This window comes from Pseudomonas lalucatii (genome assembly GCF_018398425.1).
Classification (GTDB): Bacteria; Pseudomonadota; Gammaproteobacteria; order Pseudomonadales; family Pseudomonadaceae; genus Aquipseudomonas; species Aquipseudomonas lalucatii.
Map to the genome: position 1 here is coordinate 2,135,926 of NZ_JADPMV010000001.1, position 18,492 is coordinate 2,154,417.

Consider the following 18,492-nt stretch of genomic DNA (forward strand, 5'->3'; position numbering starts at 1 on the left):
TTCTTCAGTGTGCGGCGGCCCATCAGCGGCCACGCAGGAACAGCTTGTCCAGGTCATCCATGCCCAGCTGCGTCCAGGTCGGCCGCCCGTGGTTGCACTGGCCGCTGCGCTCGGTGTGCTCCATGTCGCGCAGCAGCGCATTCATCTCCGGCAGGCTCAGGCGACGATTGGCGCGCACCGCGCCATGGCAGGCCATGGTGCCGAGCAGTTCGTTGAGATGAGCCTGGATACGATCGCTGCTGCCGTACTCGAGCAGGTCGGCCAGCACGTCGCGGACCAGCTGGGTGGCCTCGGCCTGCTTGAGCAGCGCCGGGATCTGCCGGATCGCCAGGCTTTCCGGGCCAAGGCGCTGCAATTCGAAGCCCAGGCGCTGGAACCAGGCGGCGTGCTCCTCGGCGCAGTCCGCCTCGCGCTGGCTGACGGCCAGCGACTCGGGCACCAGCAACGGCTGGCTGCGCAGTCCCTCGCTGGCCATGGCCACCTTGAGCCGCTCGTAGGTGATGCGCTCGTGGGCCGCATGCATGTCGACCAGCACCAGGCCCTGGACGTTCTCGGCGAGGATGTACACACCCTTGAGCTGGGCGATGGCGTAGCCGAGCGGCGGCACCTCGCCCTGCGCCTCGGGCAGGGCCGCCGGAGTCGCGCCCGGCGCCAGCGGCGCGAAGTACTCGCGGTAGGCGCCGCGGGCCTCGGCCGCCGGCAACGCGGGCTGGGGTCGTGGTGCCTGATAGCCGGCGCCGGGCGACTGCCAGACGGACTCGCCCGTCGGTCGTTCCAGCAGGCTGGCGGCCAGGCCGATCTCGCCCTGGGGGCCGAACTCACCGGCCGCCTGGCCGCTCGGGCGCACCATCGCACCGACCGCCGCCGGGGCCGCCAGCTGATCCTCGGGGCGGACCTCGCCCAGGGCCCGGTGCAGGGTGCCGTAGAGGAAGTCGTGGACCATGCGGCTGTCGCGGAAACGCACCTCGTGCTTGGTCGGGTGCACGTTGACGTCGACCACCGCCGGGTCGATCTCCAGGAACAGCACGAAGGTCGGATGGCGGCCATTGAACAGCACGTCGCGATAGGCCTGGCGCACCGCATGGGCCACCAGCTTGTCGCGGATCATCCGCCCGTTGACGTAGAAGTACTGCAGGTCGGCCTGGCTGCGCGAGAAGGTCGGCAGGCCGACCCAGCCCCACAGGTGCAGGCCGTTGCGCTCGATCTCGATCGGCAGGGCCTGCTCGAGGAAGGCCGGGCCGCAGACCGCGGCAACCCGCCGTGCCCGACCGGCCTCGTCGCCCGCCTCGTGCAGCGCCTGCACCACCTTGCCGTTGTGGCGCAGGTGGAAGGCCACATCGAAACGCGCCAGGGCCAGACGCTTGATCACCTCCTGCAGGTGGTCGAACTCGGTCTTCTCGGCGCGCAGGAACTTGCGCCGCGCCGGGGTGTTGAAGAACAGGTCGCGCACCTCCACCGAGGTGCCCACCGGATGCGCCGCCGGCTGCACCCGCGGCTGCATGTCGCGGCCTTCGGTCTCCACCTGCCAGGCCTGCTCGGCGTCGGCGGTGCGCGAGGTCAGGGTCAGGCGGGCGACCGAGCTGATCGAGGCCAGGGCCTCGCCGCGAAACCCCAGGCTCATGACCTGCTCGAGGTCCTCCAGCTCGCGGATCTTGCTGGTGGCATGACGCGCCAGGGCCAGCGGCAGGTCGTCCGGGGGAATGCCGCCGCCATCGTCGCGCACCCGCAACAGCTTGATGCCGCCCTGCTCGACATCCACCTCGATGCGCCTGGCGCCGGAGTCCAGGCTGTTCTCCAGCAACTCCTTGATCACCGAGGCCGGCCGCTCCACCACCTCGCCGGCGGCGATCTGGTTGGCCAGCCGCGGGCTGAGCAGCTGGATACGCGCCGCGCCACTCATGGCTGGGCCGCCAGGGCGGTGACGGGAATCTGCAGGGTCTGACCGACCTTGATGACGTCCGAGCGCAGGGCATTGGTGCTGCGCAGGCTCGCCAGGCTGACCTGATAGCGCAGGGCGATCAACGCCAGGCTCTCGCCGGCGCTGACCACATGCTCGCGCGGGCCCTGGGCGATCTTGCCGTTGTCGCGCAGCCAGGCCAGGTAGGTGCCGGGCGGCGGATTCTGCTGGAAGAACTGCCGCACGCCGCTGAGGATCGAGCGCGACAGCGCCTGCTGATGGCTGGCGCTGGCCAGCTTGCGGGCCTCGTTGGGGTTGGAGATGAAGCCGGTCTCCACCAGGATCGACGGGATATCCGGCGACTTCAGCACCATGAAGCCGGCCTGTTCGACCCGCCGCTTGTGCAGCGGGGTGATCTGCCCCATGTTGCTCAACACCTTCTGCCCGACGTTCAGGCTGGAGGACAGCGAGGCGGTCATCGACAGGTCCAGCAGCACCCCGGCGAGCATGCGGTCCTTGTCGTCGAGGCTGACATTGCCGGCACCGCCGATCAGGTCCGACTGGTTTTCCGCGTCCGCCAGCCAGCGCGCGGTCTCCGACGTTGCGCCGCGATCCGACAGGGCATAGACCGAGGCACCGAAGGCGGCGGCGCGCGGCGCGGCATCGGCGTGAATCGAGACGAACAGGTCGGCGCCCTTCTTGCGGGCGATCTCGGTGCGTTTGCGTAGCGGGATGAAATAGTCGCCGGTGCGCACCAGTTCGCCGCGAAAGCCCTTCTCGGCGTTGATCTGCCGCTGCAGCTCCTTGGCGATGGCCAGGGTCACGTGCTTTTCGAACTGGCCCTTGACCGGCGACAGGGCGCCCGGGTCTTCGCCGCCGTGGCCGGCGTCGATGGCGATGACGATATCGCGCTTGCCGCCGGGCACCGGGGTCAGCTTGGGCGGCACCTGGGTCGGCGTGACCGGTACCGGCGGCGCGCTGGCGGCCGCCGTGGACGGCAGGGCAGGCGCGGCATCCGCCTCCTGGTCGAACAGGTCGACGACCAGGCGATGGCCATACTGCTGGTTCGGCGCCAGGGTGAAGCTCTTCGGCGTGACCGGCGTCGCCAGGTCGATCACCACGCGCAGCTCTTCGGCGCTGCGCTGGGCCGAACGCACGCCGGTGATCGGCGTATTGCTCAGGGCCAACTGATCGAACTGGGTGGCGAGCTTGGCGCCACTGATATCGATGACGATGCGATTCGGCGCGCTGAGGGTGAACACGCCGTGCTGCACCGGCCCGGACAGATCGAACACCAGCCGGGTGTTATCCGGCGCCCGCCACAGCCGCACGCTGCGCACATCCGAAGCGGCCAGCACCTCGGCGGCGAACGCCGCCAACACCACCCCAACCGCGATGAAACGCGCACCTACGCGCATAGCCAACCCCATTTTTCGTTCATGCTCCGATGGCCAGGGCGGCGCACCAGGTTTCGCCGCGCACGCTGTGCGCCTGCAGGCGCAGCGAACGGCCGGCCGCTTGCGGGGTAATGGTAATGTCCAGGTCGGCCTTTGGCAAAATGCCGGCGCCGCGCTGCGGCCACTCCACCAGGCACAGGGCGTCGCCGGCGAAGTAATCGCGAATGCCGAGAAACTCCAGTTCCTCGGGGTCGACCAGGCGATACAGGTCGAAGTGGTAGGCCCGTGCGCCGTCGAGTTCATAGGGCTCGACCAGGGTGAAGGTCGGGCTCTTCACCGCGCCGACATGGCCCAGGCCGCGGATGATGCCGCGCGCCAGGGTGGTCTTGCCGGCGCCCAGGTCGCCGTGCAGGTAGATCACCCCCTGCCCCTTGCTGGCCTGGGCGATGGCCGCCCCCAGGGCATACATGGCCGCTTCGTCGGCGGCGTAGCGTTCTATTTCGGTCAAGCGCACTGCTCCTGCATCAACTGACGAATGGCGGCGCACAAATCGCTCGCCGCCAACCCACACCCCTTGCCGGCCAGCACTTCGCCGGCCCGCCCATGCAACCATACCGCCAGGCCGGCGGCGTCCAGCGGCGCCAGCCCCTGGCCCAGCAGGGCCCCGATCAGCCCGGCCAGCACGTCGCCCAGGCCGGCGCAGGCCATCGCCGGGTGGCCGCGATCGCACAGCAGCAGGCTGCCGCCCGGATCGGCGACCAGGGTACCGGCGCCCTTCAGCACGCACACCGCCTGGTAGCGTCGCGCCAGCTCCAGGGCGGCGGCCGGGCGGTCGGCCTGCACCTCGGCCGCGCCGACGCCGAGCAGGCGCGCCGCCTCGCCGGGGTGCGGGGTGATCACGCAACCGAGCGGCAGCCTGACCGCCCCCGCGGCCAGCAGATTGAGGGCGTCGGCGTCCCACACCTGGGGCACCCGCATGATCGCCGCCACCGACAGCAGGCTGCGACCCCAGGCGCCCTGCCCCAGCCCCGGCCCCACCACCCAGACACTGGCCGCCGCGCCGAGCGCCAGCAGCTGGTTGGCCGAGGCCACCGCCGTGCTCATCACCTCGGGCAGGCGCGCCTGCGCCGCCGCCAGGTGCTCGCCACGGCTGGCCAGGGACACCAGGCCGGCGCCGCCGCGCAGGGCGCTCTGCGCCGCCAGCAGGGCCGCACCGGCGAAGCCGCGCTCGCCGCCGACCACCAGCACATGGCCGAGCTGGCCCTTGTGCACCGTGCGCGGCCGCGCCGGCAGACGCGGCAGGCTGCCCGGCGCCAGGCGGCGGGCGACAGAGTCCTGGCTGGCGACCAGCTGCGGCTCGGCCTGCAGGTCGTCGAACCGCAGTTCGCCGACCCAGTCCGCCGCCACTCCGGTGAACAGGCCGATCTTCAGGCCGACCAGGGTCACCGTCAGCTGCGCACGCACCACCACCCCGAGCACCTGGCCGCGGTCGGCGCACAGCCCGCTGGGAATATCCACCGCCAGCACCGGCATGCCACTGGCATTGAGCTGGCGAATCGCCTGGGCATAGGGTTCGCGCACCATCCCGTTCAGGCCGGTGCCGAGCAGCGCATCGAGCACCACCCCCTCCAGCGGCGCGCACTCGCTCCAGGCCTGCACCGGCACCCCGGCGTCATGCGCCTCGTCGCGCGCCCGCGCCGCGTCGCCCTGCAGCCGGGCCGGGTCGCCGACCGCCAGCACCCGCACGCGCCAGCCGGCGCGCAAGGCCAGAGCCGCCACCAGGTAGCCGTCGCCGGCGTTATTGCCACGCCCGGCCAGCACGGTGATCGCCCCCGCATCCGGCCAGCGCTGGCGCAGGGCGCGCCAGATGGCATGGGCGGCGCGGCTCATCAGCTCGAAGCCGGGAGTACCGGCGGCGATCAGCCGGGCATCGAGCTGGCGCACCTGGGCGGCGCTATAGAGGGCGAGGGGAAGATTGTCTGGCGATTGCGGCATGCGTCGACTCCGATGTCTGGCAGAATTATACCCACCTCCACTCCGGTTTCTCCTCCGCATGTCCCTGTCCAGCGCCGATCTCGCCACCCTCGCCCAGTCGATCAAGGACTGGGGCCGCGAGCTGGGCTTCCAGCAGGTCGGCATCGCCGGGCTGGATCTGGGCGAGCACGAGCTACACCTGCAACGCTGGCTGGCCGCCGGCTACCAAGGCGAGATGGACTACATGGCCGCCCACGGCAGCAAACGCTCGCACCCCGAGCAGCTGGTGCCCGGCACTCTGCGGGTGGTGTCGCTGCGCATGGACTACCTGCCCGGCGACACCCGCATGGCCGAGCGCCTGGGCCAGCCGGAGAAGGCCTATGTGTCGCGCTACGCCCTGGGCCGCGACTACCACAAGCTGATCCGCAAGCGCCTGCAGCAGCTGGCCGAGCGCATCCAGCAGGTGATCGGCCCGTTCGGCTACCGCGCCTTCGTCGACAGCGCACCGGTGCTGGAGAAGGCCATCGCCGAGCAGGCCGGGCTCGGCTGGATCGGCAAGAACACCCTGGTGCTCAACCGCAAGGCCGGCAGCTACTTCTTCCTCGGCGAGCTGTTCGTCGACATTCCCCTGCCCGTCGATGCGCCCCACGCCAGCGAGCACTGCGGGCGCTGCAGCGCCTGCCTGGAGATCTGCCCGACCCAGGCCTTCGTCAGCCCCTACCAGCTGGATGCGCGGCGCTGCATTTCCTACCTGACCATCGAGCTGAAGGGGCCGATCCCCGAGGAGTTGCGTGCGCCGATCGGCAACCGGGTGTTCGGCTGCGACGACTGCCAGATGGTCTGCCCCTGGAACCGCTTCGCCCGCCCCAGCGAGCAGGGCGACTTCCAGCCGCGCCACGGTCTGGACAATGCCGAGCTGGCCGAGCTGTTCCGCTGGAGCGAGGAGGAATTCCTCAGCCGCACCGAGGGTTCGCCGCTGCGCCGCGCCGGCTACGAGCGCTGGCTGCGCAACCTGGCGGTCGGCCTGGGCAACGCCCCCTCGAGCATTCCGGTGCTCGAGGCGCTGCAGGCGCGCCGGGACCATCCATCGCCACTGGTGCGCGAGCATGTGGAATGGGCGCTGGCCCGGCATGCCGCGCGTGGCGCCCCGGTGAACGGTGCCTAGACCTTGAGGAAGTGCTCGCGGTAGTACTTGAGCTCGGCGATCGACTCGCGGATGTCATCCAGCGCCTGATGCGAGCCCTTCTTCTGGAAGCCCTCCTTGAGCTGCGGCGCCCAGCGGTCGGCGAGGATCTTCAGGGTGGTGACGTCCAGGTAACGGTAGTGGAAGTAGGCTTCCAGGTCCGGCATGTAGCGGTAGAGGAAGCGCCGGTCCTGGGCGATGCTGTTGCCGCAGATCGGCGAGGTGCCCTTGGGCACCCACTGCTCGAGGAAAGCCAGGGTCTGCGCCTCGGCCTCGGCCGGGCCGACCCTGCTCGCGCGCACGCGCTGGGTCAGGCCGCTCTCGCCGTGGGTGCGGGTGTTCCACTCGTCCATCCCGGCCAGCGCCGCATCGCTCTGGTGCACCGCGATCACCGGCCCCTCGGCCAGCACGTTGAGCTCGCTGTCGGTGACGATGGTGGCCATCTCGATGATGACGTCTTTGTCCGGGTCCAGACCGGTCATCTCCAGGTCGATCCAGATCAGGTTCTGTGGGTTCTGCATGCTGCGCTCCTCGGCTTGGATCGCCAGTTTAGCGAATAAATCGCCGGGCCACGCGCCTCACTCGCCGCCCATGCGCCACAGCAGCAGACGCGAGCGGCGCCAGTCGTGCAGCTCGACGATGCGCTCGGCAGGCACCCCGGGCACCTCGAAGCTGTTGCTGACCAGCCAGCTCCCCGCGGCCATCTGCATCCGGGCCTTGCCCCACAACGCCGCCATGGGCGCCGGAGAGAGAAAGCAGTAGACCACCTCGAAGGCACTCAGGTCGGTGCGCCACAGGCTCTGGTAGCGCACCCGGCAGTTGCCCTGCGCCAGGCAGCGCAACCAGGCGATGGCGAAGGTCAGCGGCGCGGTCTCGACGCCGACGAACTGCGCCGCGGGAAAGCGCCGCGCCAGGTACAGCAGGGTGCCCGCCGGGCCGCAGCCGAGGTCGACGAAGCGGAAGTCGGCCTCGCGCCGGGCGAGCAGCTCGACCAGGCCCGCGCGGCAGCGCGCACCGCTCAGGTACAACGGCACCCGCTCGCCCGCGCTGTTCCAGTTGAGCGACAGCAGCAGCACGAAACCGGCGAGAAACACCCAGGACGGCAGCGCCGCGCCACTGGCGGCCAGCAGCGCCGGGACGAACAGCAGGTTCAGCCACCACCACCAGCGCGCCAGGCCCAGCCACTGGCCGAGACTGGCGGCCAGCAGGCCCTGGACCAGTCCGGCGCCCAACCAGCTGAGCCGCCAGCCCCCCCACTGCGCCGCCAGATGGATCGCCACGCCGACCACCAGGGTCGCCCCCAGCTGCGCCACCAGCGCCACCAGCGCCGGCCGGCGCCTCAGCCATGCGGTACTCTCGCTCACGCCCCTGCCTCTCGCCATTGCTCGCCGCGCAGTGTACCCGCCGCCCGGATCGGCCGCAGCAGGCGAGCGGCGCGCCGCCGCGTGCTAAACTCGCCGCCGATTTCACCGCGACTCAACCCCAGAGACCTCCATGGCCAAACGCCAACTCAACCGCCGACAAAGCTGGCGCATCGACAAGATCCAGGGCGAGCGAGCCGCCCGCGCCGCCAAGCGCGAGTCCCAGGCCGTGCAGATACTCGAGGGCGGCGACCTCGGCCCGGAGCAGATCGGCCTGGTCATCGCCCACTTCGGCGTGCAGGTCGAGGTCGAGGCCCAGGAGGGCGAGCTGGCCGGCCAGGTGTGCCGCTGCCACCTGCGCGCCAACCTGCCGACCCTGGTCACCGGCGACCGCGTGGTGTGGCGTGCGGGCAACCAGGGTATCGGCGTGATCGTCGCCCAGCTGCCGCGCAGCAGCGAGCTGTGCCGTCCGGACAGCCGCGGCCAGCTCAAGCCGGTGGCCGCCAACGTCGACCTGATCGTCATCGTCTTCGCGCCGCTGCCCGAGCCCCACGCCAACCTGATCGACCGCTATCTGGTGGCCGCCGAGCATGCCGGCATCCGCCCGCTGCTGCTGCTGAACAAGGCCGACCTGATCGACGCGCAGAACGGTCCGGCGCTCGCATCCCTGCTCGCGGTCTATCGCCAGCTCGGCTACCCGCTGCTGGAGGTGTCGGCCCATCAGGGCGACGGCATGGAAAAGCTCAGGCAGCAGCTGGACGGCCACGTCAGCGTGTTCGTCGGCCAGTCCGGGGTGGGCAAGTCGTCGCTGGTCAACAGCCTGCTGCCCGGCATCGATACCCGGGTCGGTGCGCTGTCGGAGCTGACCGGCAAGGGCACCCACACCACCACCACGGCGCGGCTGTTCCACTTCCCCGGCGGCGGCGAGCTGGTCGACTCCCCGGGCATCCGCGAATTCGGCCTGGTGCACGTCAGCCGCGACGACGTGGAGGCCGGCTTCATCGAGTTCCACGAGCTGCTCGGGCATTGCCGCTTCCGCGACTGCAAGCACGACCGCGAGCCCGGCTGCGCCCTGCTCAGGGCCCTGGAAGAGGGGCGCATCCACCCGCAGCGCATGGCCAGCTACCGACACATCCTCGCCAGCCTGCCCGAAGCGGACTACTGAAACGCCAAGGCCGCGTACAGACGCGGCCTTGCGGATCCTGACGGTGGCGCCTCGGCTTATTCGCCGGGCTGGTCGAACTGCAGCACGCCGTCCTCGAAGATGTTGAGGCGCTGGCGCAACTCCTGCGCCGGCAGCGCGGCCTCGTCCGGCGATCCGGCCTCGGTCGAGGACTCCGCGCCCTCGACGGAGGACGGCGCGGCCGGCTCGCCGCCCTGCTGCTCACCCTCGATGGCGCGCTGGGCCTTCTTGGTCAGCACGGTGATGTCGATGCGCCGATTGATCGGGTTGAGCGGCTCGGCCCGGTCGAACAGGGCCGAGGAGGCATAGCCGACCACCCGCGCCACCCGCTCCTCGTCGTAGCCGCCGGCCACCAGCACCCGCCGCGCGGCGTTGGCGCGATCGGCCGACAGCTCCCAGTTGCCGAAATCGCCCCGCCCGGCGAAAGGCTTGGCATCGGTATGGCCGCTGATGCTGACCTTGTTCGGCACCGCGCCGATGGTGTCGACCAGGGCCAGGAGGATGTCCTCGAAGTAAGGTTGCAGGCGCGCGCTGCCGAGGTCGAACATCGGCCGGTTGGCCGCATCGACGATCTGGATGCGCAGGCCGTCCTGGGTGATCTCGAACAGGATCTGGTCCTTGAAGCGCTGCAGCTGGGGGTCCTCCTCGACCTTGTTCTGCAGCTCCTGCAGCAGGAGCTCGAGACGCTCGCGCTCCACCTCCTCGGCGAGGGCCTCGGCCTGCTGCGGATCGATCGCGCCCTGCTCCGCCTCGTTGTCGCTGCGCTCGTTATCGATCGGCTCCTGCACCTCCGGATTGAGGGTGCGCTCCGGCGAGGGCGTGGGCGAGCCGCCGAGGTCGATCACATAGGGGCTGGCGCTCTCGGAAAAACCAATGGGGTCCTTGAAGTAGCCGGAGATCAGCTTCTTCTGCTCCGGCGAGGCCGAGGACATCAGCCACATGACCAGGAAGAACGCCATCATCGCCGTGGCGAAGTCGGCGAAGGCGATCTTCCAGGCGCCGCCATGGTGGCCGGCGGCGGTCTTCTTGACCCGTTTGACGATGATCGGCTGGTTGTTCTCCATGATTCGTCAGCTTCCGCGCATGGCCTGTTCCAGCTCGGTGAAGCTCGGCCGATGGGCCGGGTACAGGGTCTTGCGGGCGAACTCCACCGCCAGCGACGGCGGCATGCCGGACGCGGAGGCGACCAGGGCCGCCTTGATCGATTCGAACACGTTCAGCTCTTCCTTGGCGTCGTGCTCCAGGGCCGTGGACAGGGGCCCGAAGAAGCCGTAGGAGGCGAGGATGCCGAGGAAGGTGCCGACTAGGGCGGTGGCCACCTTCTCGCCGATCTGCGCGTTGGAGGCCTCGGCGAGAATCGACATGGTGATCACGATGCCCAGCACCGCCGCGACGATCCCCATGGCCGGCAGGCCGTCGGCGACCTTCGCCACGGCATGGGAGGGGTGCTCCAGATCTTCCTTCAGGCTGGCCAGTTCCATGTCGAACAGGCCCTCCAGCTCGTGGGGGGCCATGTTGCCGGAGGACATGATGCGCAGGTAGTCGCAGATGTAGGCGGTCATCCGCTCGTCCTTGAGGATCGCCGGATACTTGCTGAAGATCGGGCTGGCGCCCGGGTCCTCGAGGTCGGCCTCGATGGCCATCATGCCCTCGCGGCGGCTCTTGTTGAGGATCTCGTAGAGCAGCTTCAGCACCTCCAGATAGAAGGTATGGGTGAAGCGCGAGCTGAACATGCTCAGCGACTTCTTGAACACATGCATGAAGGTGCTGCCGGGGTTGGCCTGGAGGAAACCGCCCAGGGCCGCGCCGCCGATGATCATCACCTCGAACGGGTGCACCAGCGCCATGAACTGGCCGCCCGACAGGATGAAGCCGCCGAGCACGCTGCCGAACACCACGAAAATGCCAATGATTTTTGCCATAAGGAATAAAGCTGCAGGGGCCAGGGTCAGGGTTATTCGAAACAACCCTTCTATTTATCGGAAGATTTGCGCGAGACTATAGCCTGTTAAGGTCAAAAGCCAGCCTAGCGCTCTCCCATGCCGACGCCCCTTCCCCGCAGTATCGACGCCTGGCTCAAGCAGCTGGACAGGCAGCCGCTCCCGGTGCCGCTCGACAGCCACCAGCGGGCCTGCCGCGCCCTGGCCGACAGCCGCCGCTCGCTGCGCGAGATCGCCGACCTCATGCAGGGCTGCCCGGCGCTGGCCCTGTGCGTGCTGCGCGAGGCCAACCGCAAGAGCGGCGGACTCAGCGAGCCGGCCGAGAGCCTGGAAGCCGCGATCACTCGCCTCGGCCTGCGCCGCACCGAGGAGCTGCTGCAGCGCCAGCCCACCCTGCCTGCCGGCGAGGTCCCGCTGGCGCTGCGACAGATCCAACTGATCAGCCTGCATGCCAGCCAGCAGGCCAACGGCCTGTTCGCCGGGCGCCTGGCACGGCTCTGGCAGGAGATCCATTGGGGCAGCCTGCTGTTTCTCGCCCCGCTGTGGTCGCTGCTGAACGCCCGGCCCGAGCTGTTCGAGGCCTGGGAGCAGCGCGTGCTGATCGGCGGCGAGCCGGCGCAACGCGTCGAGCAGGAACTGCTCGGCGTGCCCCTGCTGCAGCTGTGCCTGGCCCTGGTCGAAAGCTGGCGCCTGCCGGACTGGATAGTCCAAGGGTACCGCCTGCTGACCCAGGATCGCCGCCTGCTGGTCAAGGCGCTGCATATCGCCCGCGACAACGAACACCCCCTGCACCAGCAACAGCTGCTGGATGCCGAGCCCCAGCTGCGCCGCTGGCTGACCCTGCCCGGCAACTGCATCGTGCTGGCCAACGGCCTGGCGCTGTCGGCCCACTACGCCTGGAACAGCCCCCATAGCCTGCGCTGGCAGCGCCTGACCGGCCTCTACCTGCAGCTGCCGCTGGCCGAGGTGCAACAGCAGATCCACCAGCACGCCGCCCAGAGCGCACGCCAGCACGCCAGCAGCGGCCTCTGGCACCCGGCCGAGGCGCTGTTGTGGCCACCCCAGGCCCGCCACCTGCAGGCGCCGGCGCCAGCGGCGGCGCTACCGCCCCCGGCCCACACCGGGGAAGTCGACGAGTGGCGCCACCTGTGTACCCAGCTGCTCGCCCGGCCCAGCGCCTTCAACAACCTCGAACAGCTCGGCGCCTGTGCGCGCCAGGCCCTGCAGGCCTGCGGCATGCAGCGGGTGCTACTGCTGCTGGCCGACCGCAGCCACAGCCGCCTGCGCGCCCTGCAGCACGCCGGCCTCGAGCCCGCGGCCAGCGACCTGATCCTCGAAGCCCAGCACAGCCAGGTGTTGCGCCGCCTGCTCGAGGCCCCCGGCCAACTGCGCCTGAACCCAGGCAATATCGCCCAGTATTCCGCGCTGCTGCCGGGCGCGCTCAAGGCGCTGATGCCCAGCGAACACCTGCTGCTGCGCTCGCTGGCCTGCAACGGCCGAGTCGCCTTGCTGCTGGTCGCCGATCGCAGCGGCGGCGCCTTCAGCGAAACCAGGCTGCAGGCCTTCGGCAAGACCGCGCAATGCATCGAGCGCGCCTTGGCCAGCTTCGCCAAACGCGCGCCCTAGGCTTTCCGCTACAATCGCCCCCTGCCATTGACTAAGAGGCTCAGCATGCCCGCCTTCGCCGAGTTGCCGCTGGTTATCGAGCCGGCCGATCTGGCCAGCCGCCTGACCGCCCCCGAACTGATCCTGGTCGACCTGACCAGTCCGGCGCGCTATGCCGCCGGGCACATCCCCGGCGCCCGCTTCGTCGAGCCGCAGCGCACCCAGCTGGGCCGGCCGCCGGCCCCCGGCCTGCTGCCCGAGCGCACGCAACTGGAGCGGCTGTTCGCCGAACTGGGCCACAACCCGGACGCGGTGTACGTGGTCTACGACGACGAAGGCGGCGGCTGGGCCGGCCGCTTCATCTGGCTGCTGGATGTGATCGGCCATGGCCGCTACCACTACCTCGACGGCGGCCTGCAGGCCTGGCTGGCCGAGGCACGCCCGTTGAGTGGCGAGCAGCCGGCGCCGGCCAGCGGCACGCCGGCGCTGAGCCTGAGCGATGCCCCCAGCGCCAGCCGCGAGTACCTGCAGAGCCGCCTGGGCGCGGCCGACCTGGCCATCTGGGATGCCCGCTCCCCGGCCGAGTACCGTGGCGACAAGGCCCTGGCGGCCAAGGCCGGGCACATTCCGGGGGCGGTGAACCTGGAGTGGACCGCCTGCATGGACCCGGCCCGCGCCCTGCGCCTGCGCCGCGACCTTCCGGCGCAGCTCGCCGCTCTCGGCATCACTGCGGACAAGGAAGTGATCACCCACTGCCAGACCCATCACCGCTCCGGCCTCACCTACCTGGTGGCCAAGGCCCTGGGCTACCCGCGCGTCAAGGCCTATGCCGGCTCCTGGGGCGAGTGGGGCAACCACCCGGACACCCCGGTCGAACGTTGAATCGCCGCGCCTCGGCCGGCCCTTAAGGAAAACCGATGAAACAGCGTCTCTTTATCCTCAGCCAGTACCTGCTGCCCCATCACCTGCTCTCGCGCCTGATCGGCTGCGCCGCCGAGTGCCGCCTGCCCTGGTTCAAGAACCGCCTGATCGGCTGGTTCATCAAGCGCTACCAGGTCGACATGAGCGAGGCGCGCGAGCCGGCCGAGAGCTTCGAGCACTTCAACGCCTTCTTCACCCGCGCCCTGAAGGACGGCGTACGCCCGCTGGACGACGGCCCGGGCGCGGTGCTCTGCCCGGCCGACGGCGCGGTCAGCCAGCTGGGACGCATCGAGCACGGACGGATGTTCCAGGCCAAGGGCCACAGCTTCAGCGCGGTGGAGCTGCTCGGCGGCGACGCCGAGCGGGCCAGCCCGTTCATGGGGGGCGAGTTCGCCACCATCTACCTGTCGCCGAAGGACTACCACCGCGTGCACATGCCCCTGGCCGGCACGCTGCGGGAGATGGTCTACGTGCCGGGACGGCTGTTCTCGGTCAACCAGACCACCGCGCAGAACGTGCCCGAACTGTTCGCCCGCAACGAGCGCGTGGTCTGCCTGTTCGACACCGAACGCGGCCCCATGGCCGTGGTGCTGGTCGGCGCCATGATAGTCGCCTCGATCGAGACGGTCTGGGCCGGACTGGTCACCCCGCCCCAGCGCACCCTCAAGCGCTTTCGCTACGACGAGGCGGCCCGCGCGCCGATCACCCTGGCCAAGGGCGCCGAGCTCGGCCGCTTCAAGCTGGGCTCCACCGCCATCGTGCTGTTCGGCCCGGACCAGGTGCAGTGGGCCGAACAACTCGGCGCCGACAGCCAGGTGCAGATGGGCCAGCGCCTCGGCGTCAGCCGAGACGCCTGACCCGCACCAGGCCGGGGCGGCCTCGCCTGCCCCGGTCTCAGTCGCGCCCCTCAGGCCGAGCGCCACGCGCGGCCGGCACCCCGTCACAGCCTGCGGCAGTGGCCGCGGCCCGTGGCTGCGCCCCACTACGGATGCTGCTAGAGTCTGCAGCATCATCAATAGCACGACTGGCCTAGACCTCAGGCGCTGGAGCCTCCCTTTCAGATGGATAAACAGAGTCCTCACCTGCGACTCCGCGTCCCCACACCGAACAAGCAGAGCCTGTCCTTCTGCGACGCCCAGCCACGCGAGCTGAAGCGCTGGATCGCCGACCTGCCCAAGGCCAACATCGGCGAGACGGCGCGCCAGCTCTATCAGGCCCTGGTCGAGCTGAACCAGCTGCAGACCGCCACGAGCACCCGCCTGCAGCTGCTGGAGCTGCTGCGCCCCGAGGTCTATTTCGTCTGCAAGCACCTGGAGCGGCACTTCCTCAATCAGGCCATCGTCCTCGACGAGCGCCCGCGCAAGGTCGCCAACCTCTGCCAGGCCCTGCAGAACCATCTGGCGGTCGGCTACAAGCTGGTCGTCGCCCAACTCGCCCCCCTGAGCAGCCGCGAACTAGCCCCCCACCTGGCCCTTGCCCTGCAGCGTGCGACCCACAGCCTGTGCGCCGCGCTGATTCGCACCAGCCAGCTGTATTGCCCGGTGCCCGAGGGCCTGTGGCTGGAGCTCCATCAGTTCTACCAGATTGCCCGGGAACGCAGCCTGCAGCAGCTGGTGATTCGCGACCCCCTGGCCCGCCACACCCGGGGGCTGAGCATCGAACAGGGCTACCTGGTGGCCCTGCTGCTGGGCTGTGCCCGTTGCAACCAGATGCGCCAGAACAGCATCGCCCGGCTCGCGGAAGCGCTCGAACCCTGGAGCGCGCTGGTGCGCCTGCAACCGGGCGACGCCCCCTCCAGCCTGTTTGCCGCGGCCCCGCAACAGGACGGCCCGCCGCGCTATGCCTCGCTGTTCCAGTCCCAGGAGCTGCACCAAACGCTCGGCCTCGACCCGAGCCCCCTGGTCGACGCGCTCAAGGAATACCTGCTGCTGCGCCCCGAGGAACTCGCCGGGGCCCGCCTGACGGTCCCCGAGGGCTTCAGCCGGGACATGCTCCAGCACCTCGCTGCCGCCTGGGGCGACATCTCCGAACGCACCTTTCAACGCACCCAGGGACAGGGCAGCCTGACCCTGTGCATCGGCATGAGCGCCCTGCACTTCTTCCTCGCCGGCGGCCAACCCTTCGACCAGCTGCTGCGGTTGCCGAGCAGCGGCAGGTCGGCCGTATTCAAGCCGGGCAGCGGCGCGCCCGACGTCTGGACCAAGGCCTTCGACGCCCAGCAGAGCGGCAACTGGGAGCAGAACCTGCCCTTCGAGGAAATCGAGTACAGCAAGCCCGGCGCCCAGGCGGGACGGGGCGGCCCAGCCTCCAGCGCCGAGGCGAGCGCGAACTACCCGACCTTCGCCCTGCCCATCGTCAACCACAGCCCGGGCGGCTACTGCCTGTCCTGGCCGAAGGAGGTCCCCAGCCAGCTGCAGGCCGGCGAGCTGCTCGGCATCCAGGACGCCCCGGAGCAGAGCTGGAGCATCGCGGTGGTGCGCTGGATCCGCCAAGTGCGGGGCGGCGGCACGCAGATGGGCATCGAGCTGATCGCCCCCCATGCGCAAGCCTGCGGCCTGCAACTGGTACGCAAGGCCGAGCCGCACAGCCACTACCTGCGCGCCCTGCTGCTGCCGGAGATTGCCGCGATCTCGCGACCGGCGACCCTGGTCACCCCGCGCCTGCCCTTCCAGGAGGGCAACAAGGTGCTGATCAACCTCGGCGGTACGGAACGCCGCGCGGTGCTCGGCCGCCGGCAGACCAGCAGCGGCAGCTTCAGCCAGTTCGAATACCACGGTCTCGACCAACCGGGGGACACTCGGGGGAAACCCGTCACAGCCTCGCAAAGCCGCGCCGCAGACGGGGGGGAAGACTTTGACTCGCTCTGGAAGTCGCTGTAGATTGCCGAAGCACTACCTTTTGTCGCCTTTTCGCGCCCGTTCGGCGCAGACCTGACTCCCGCCATGGCCATCGAAAAAAAGACTATTCGGCTGCTGATCCTGGAAGACTCGCAGAACGAGGCCGAACGCCTCGTCAGCCTGTTCCGCAACGCCGGCCGCGCCACCCGGGTGCACCGCCTGAGCTCCAGCGAAGACCTCGCCGAAGCCCTGCAACAGAGCTGGGACCTGCTGATCACCGCCCCCAGCAGCGAACACCTCGCCCCCGCCGAGGCCATCAACGCGATCCGCCGCCAGGCCAAGGACATCCCGGTCATCCAGTTGCTGGAAGGCAACGACTCCGACGCCATCACCGAGGCCCTGACCCTCGGCGCCCAGGACGCCCTGCCGCAGGGCGAGGACGAGCGCCTGGTGCTGGTGGCCCAGCGCGAGCTGGGCAACCTGGAGGAACGTCGCGCCCGGCGGGCCGCCGAGGTGGCCCTGCGCGAAGCGGAGAAGCGCTGCCAGCTGCTGCTCGAGAGCTCGGTCGACGCCATCACCTACGTGCACGACGGCATGCACATCTATGCCAACCGCGCCTATCTCGAGCTGTTCGCCTACCAGGACGCCGACGAGCTGGAAGGCATGCCGATGATCGACCTGATCGCCGCCGCCGACCAGAGCGCGTTCAAGGACTTCCTGAAGAACTACCAGGGCGCGGAAGGCAACGCCGAACTGGCCTGCGCCGGGGTCAAGGCCAATGGCGACAGTTTCCAGGCGCGGATGAACTTCTCCCCCGCCACCTATGACGGCGAGCCCTGCATTCAGGTGGTGATCCGCGGCGAAGTCGGCAATGCCGAACTGGAAGAGAAGCTGCGCGAAATCAGCAGCCAGGACCTGGTCACCGGCCTGTACAACCGCAACTACTTCCTCGAACTGCTGGACGGCGCCGCCGAACGGGCGGTGAATGCCGGCCAGCCGGCCAGCCTGGCCTATATCCGCGTCGACCACTACGCCAGCCTGCTGGCCGACGTCGGCCTGGCCGGCATCGACCTGCTGCTGACCGACCTGGCCAATCTGCTGCGCGCGCACTTTGCCGGCACGGCGCAACTGGCGCGCTTCGGCGACGACATCTTCACCGTGCTGCAACCGGGGCAGTCCCCGGAGCAGGCCCGCGACCACCTGGAGGCCCTGCTGAAGAAGGTCGAGGGTCATCTGTTCGACATCAGCGGCCGCACCGCGCAGACCACCCTGTCGATCGGCGTCGCCGGTCTCAGCGAGAAGACCGCCAAGGCCCAGGACGTGGTCAACCGCGCCCAGCGCTGCGCCGACGAGCTGGCCGAGGGCAACGCCCTCAAGCTGTACGACCCGGCCGACGAACTGGCCGCCGCCGCCAACCGCGGCAGCATAGTCGCCATGGTCCAGCAGGCCCTGGAGCACAACGGCTTCCGCCTGCTGTTCCAGCCGATCATCAGCCTGCGCGGCGACAACCACGAGCACTACGAGGTGCTGCTGCGCCTGCTCAACCCGCAAGGCCAGGAGGTTCCGCCGACCGACTTCCTCAACGCCGCCAAGGACGCCGGCCTCGGCGAGAAGATCGACCGCTGGGTGGTGCTCAACTCGATCAAGCTGCTCGCCGACCATCGCAGCAAGGGCCACGACACCCGCCTGTTCGTGCACCTGTCGAGCGCCAGCCTGCAGGACCAGACCCTGCTGCCCTGGCTCAGCGTGGCCCTGAAGGCCGCGCGCTTGCCGTCGGACGCCCTGGTCTTCCAGTTCAGCGAGCCGGACGCCATCGCCTACCTGAAGCAGGCCAAGGCCCTGTGCCAGGGCCTGCGGGAGCTGCACTGCAAGGTCGCCCTGAGCCAGTTCGGCTGCGCCCTCAACCCCTTCAACACGCTCAAGCACCTGCCCCTGGACTTCGTCAAGATCGACGGCTCCTTCTCCCAGGACCTGAGCAATCCCGACAATCAGGAAGCCCTGAAGACCCTGCTGGCCAGCCTCCACGCCCAGGCCAAGCTGACCATAGTGCCCTTCGTCGAGAGCGCCAGCGTGCTGGCCACGCTGTGGCAGGCCGGGGTCAACTACATCCAGGGTTACTACCTGCAGGCGCCGAGCCAGTCGATGAACTACGACTTCTCCGCCGACGACGAATAGTCCGGCGCCCGGACACGAA

The 18,492-nt window shown here is 69.6% G+C and carries 15 protein-coding genes; 7 read left to right on the forward strand and 8 right to left on the reverse strand.

Annotation, left to right across the window (positions count from 1 at the left end; genetic code table 11):
• Window positions 1-22: 22 nt before the first annotated feature.
• Genes mutL through I0D00_RS09755 form a run of 4 tightly spaced genes read right to left on the reverse strand, consistent with a single transcriptional unit; the run spans window position 23 to window position 5,289 of the window.
• Complete coding sequence (gene mutL / locus I0D00_RS09740) at window positions 23-1,900, reverse strand: DNA mismatch repair endonuclease MutL (RefSeq protein WP_213639521.1); 1,878 nt, start codon at window positions 1,898-1,900, stop codon at window positions 23-25.
• Window positions 1,897-3,327 carry an N-acetylmuramoyl-L-alanine amidase gene (locus tag I0D00_RS09745; protein ID WP_420850778.1) on the reverse strand — a complete coding sequence of 477 codons (1,431 nt, stop codon included), beginning with the start codon at window positions 3,325-3,327 and terminating at the stop codon, window positions 1,897-1,899. The genes mutL and I0D00_RS09745 overlap by 4 nt, the downstream gene beginning before the upstream one ends.
• 7 nt (window positions 3,328-3,334) lie before the next feature.
• Window positions 3,335-3,802 carry a tRNA (adenosine(37)-N6)-threonylcarbamoyltransferase complex ATPase subunit type 1 TsaE gene (gene tsaE / locus I0D00_RS09750; RefSeq protein ID WP_213639523.1) on the reverse strand — a complete coding sequence of 156 codons (468 nt, stop codon included), beginning with the start codon at window positions 3,800-3,802 and terminating at the stop codon, window positions 3,335-3,337.
• Complete coding sequence (locus I0D00_RS09755) at window positions 3,799-5,289, reverse strand: NAD(P)H-hydrate dehydratase (RefSeq protein WP_213639524.1); 1,491 nt, start codon at window positions 5,287-5,289, stop codon at window positions 3,799-3,801. The genes tsaE and I0D00_RS09755 overlap by 4 nt, the downstream gene beginning before the upstream one ends.
• A 58-nt stretch (window positions 5,290-5,347) precedes the next feature.
• On the opposite strand from I0D00_RS09755, the gene queG reads away from it, so the two are divergent.
• Entirely contained in the window at window positions 5,348-6,433 is a 1,086-nt protein-coding gene (queG, locus tag I0D00_RS09760; RefSeq protein ID WP_213639525.1) for a tRNA epoxyqueuosine(34) reductase QueG, read from the forward strand.
• Here queG and orn read toward each other — a convergent pair.
• The gene (orn, locus tag I0D00_RS09765; RefSeq protein WP_213639526.1) at window positions 6,430-6,972 is read right to left on the reverse strand and encodes an oligoribonuclease; all 543 of its coding nucleotides are present in this window, start codon (window positions 6,970-6,972) and stop codon (window positions 6,430-6,432) included. The genes queG and orn overlap by 4 nt on opposite strands.
• 57 nt (window positions 6,973-7,029) lie before the next feature.
• Complete coding sequence (locus I0D00_RS09770; RefSeq protein WP_338050404.1) at window positions 7,030-7,815, reverse strand: class I SAM-dependent methyltransferase; 786 nt, start codon at window positions 7,813-7,815, stop codon at window positions 7,030-7,032.
• A gap of 130 nt (window positions 7,816-7,945) precedes the next feature.
• On the opposite strand from I0D00_RS09770, the gene rsgA reads away from it, so the two are divergent.
• Window positions 7,946-8,977 (forward strand): small ribosomal subunit biogenesis GTPase RsgA, encoded by a 1,032-nt coding sequence (gene rsgA / locus I0D00_RS09775; protein ID WP_213639528.1) that lies wholly within the window; start codon window positions 7,946-7,948, stop codon window positions 8,975-8,977.
• 56 nt (window positions 8,978-9,033) lie between these two features.
• On the opposite strand, the gene motB is transcribed toward rsgA, so the two are convergent.
• Together motB and motA are read right to left on the reverse strand one after the other, a co-directional pair.
• Window positions 9,034-10,059 carry a flagellar motor protein MotB gene (gene motB / locus I0D00_RS09780; RefSeq protein ID WP_213639529.1) on the reverse strand — a complete coding sequence of 342 codons (1,026 nt, stop codon included), beginning with the start codon at window positions 10,057-10,059 and terminating at the stop codon, window positions 9,034-9,036.
• Window positions 10,060-10,065: 6 nt separating this feature from the next.
• Entirely contained in the window at window positions 10,066-10,917 is an 852-nt protein-coding gene (motA, locus tag I0D00_RS09785) for a flagellar motor stator protein MotA (RefSeq protein WP_213639530.1), read from the reverse strand.
• A gap of 117 nt (window positions 10,918-11,034) precedes the next feature.
• On the opposite strand from motA, the gene I0D00_RS09790 reads away from it, so the two are divergent.
• The 5 genes from I0D00_RS09790 to I0D00_RS09810 all read left to right on the forward strand — a co-directional run bounded on the left by I0D00_RS09790 (window position 11,035) and on the right by I0D00_RS09810 (window position 18,473).
• Window positions 11,035-12,561 (forward strand): HDOD domain-containing protein, encoded by a 1,527-nt coding sequence (locus I0D00_RS09790; protein WP_213639531.1) that lies wholly within the window; start codon window positions 11,035-11,037, stop codon window positions 12,559-12,561.
• A gap of 45 nt (window positions 12,562-12,606) precedes the next feature.
• Window positions 12,607-13,422, forward strand: coding sequence for a rhodanese-like domain-containing protein (locus tag I0D00_RS09795; RefSeq protein WP_213639532.1), 816 nt, complete (start codon window positions 12,607-12,609; stop codon window positions 13,420-13,422).
• A 35-nt stretch (window positions 13,423-13,457) separates the two neighbouring features.
• Complete coding sequence (asd, locus tag I0D00_RS09800) at window positions 13,458-14,318, forward strand: archaetidylserine decarboxylase (protein ID WP_213639533.1); 861 nt, start codon at window positions 13,458-13,460, stop codon at window positions 14,316-14,318.
• A gap of 204 nt (window positions 14,319-14,522) precedes the next feature.
• Entirely contained in the window at window positions 14,523-16,340 is a 1,818-nt protein-coding gene (locus I0D00_RS09805) for a molecular chaperone (protein WP_213639534.1), read from the forward strand.
• 63 nt (window positions 16,341-16,403) lie between these two features.
• Window positions 16,404-18,473: an EAL domain-containing response regulator gene (locus tag I0D00_RS09810; RefSeq protein WP_213639535.1), complete on the forward strand. Its 2,070-nt coding sequence runs from the start codon at window positions 16,404-16,406 to the stop codon at window positions 18,471-18,473.
• Window positions 18,474-18,492 lie beyond the last annotated feature (19 nt).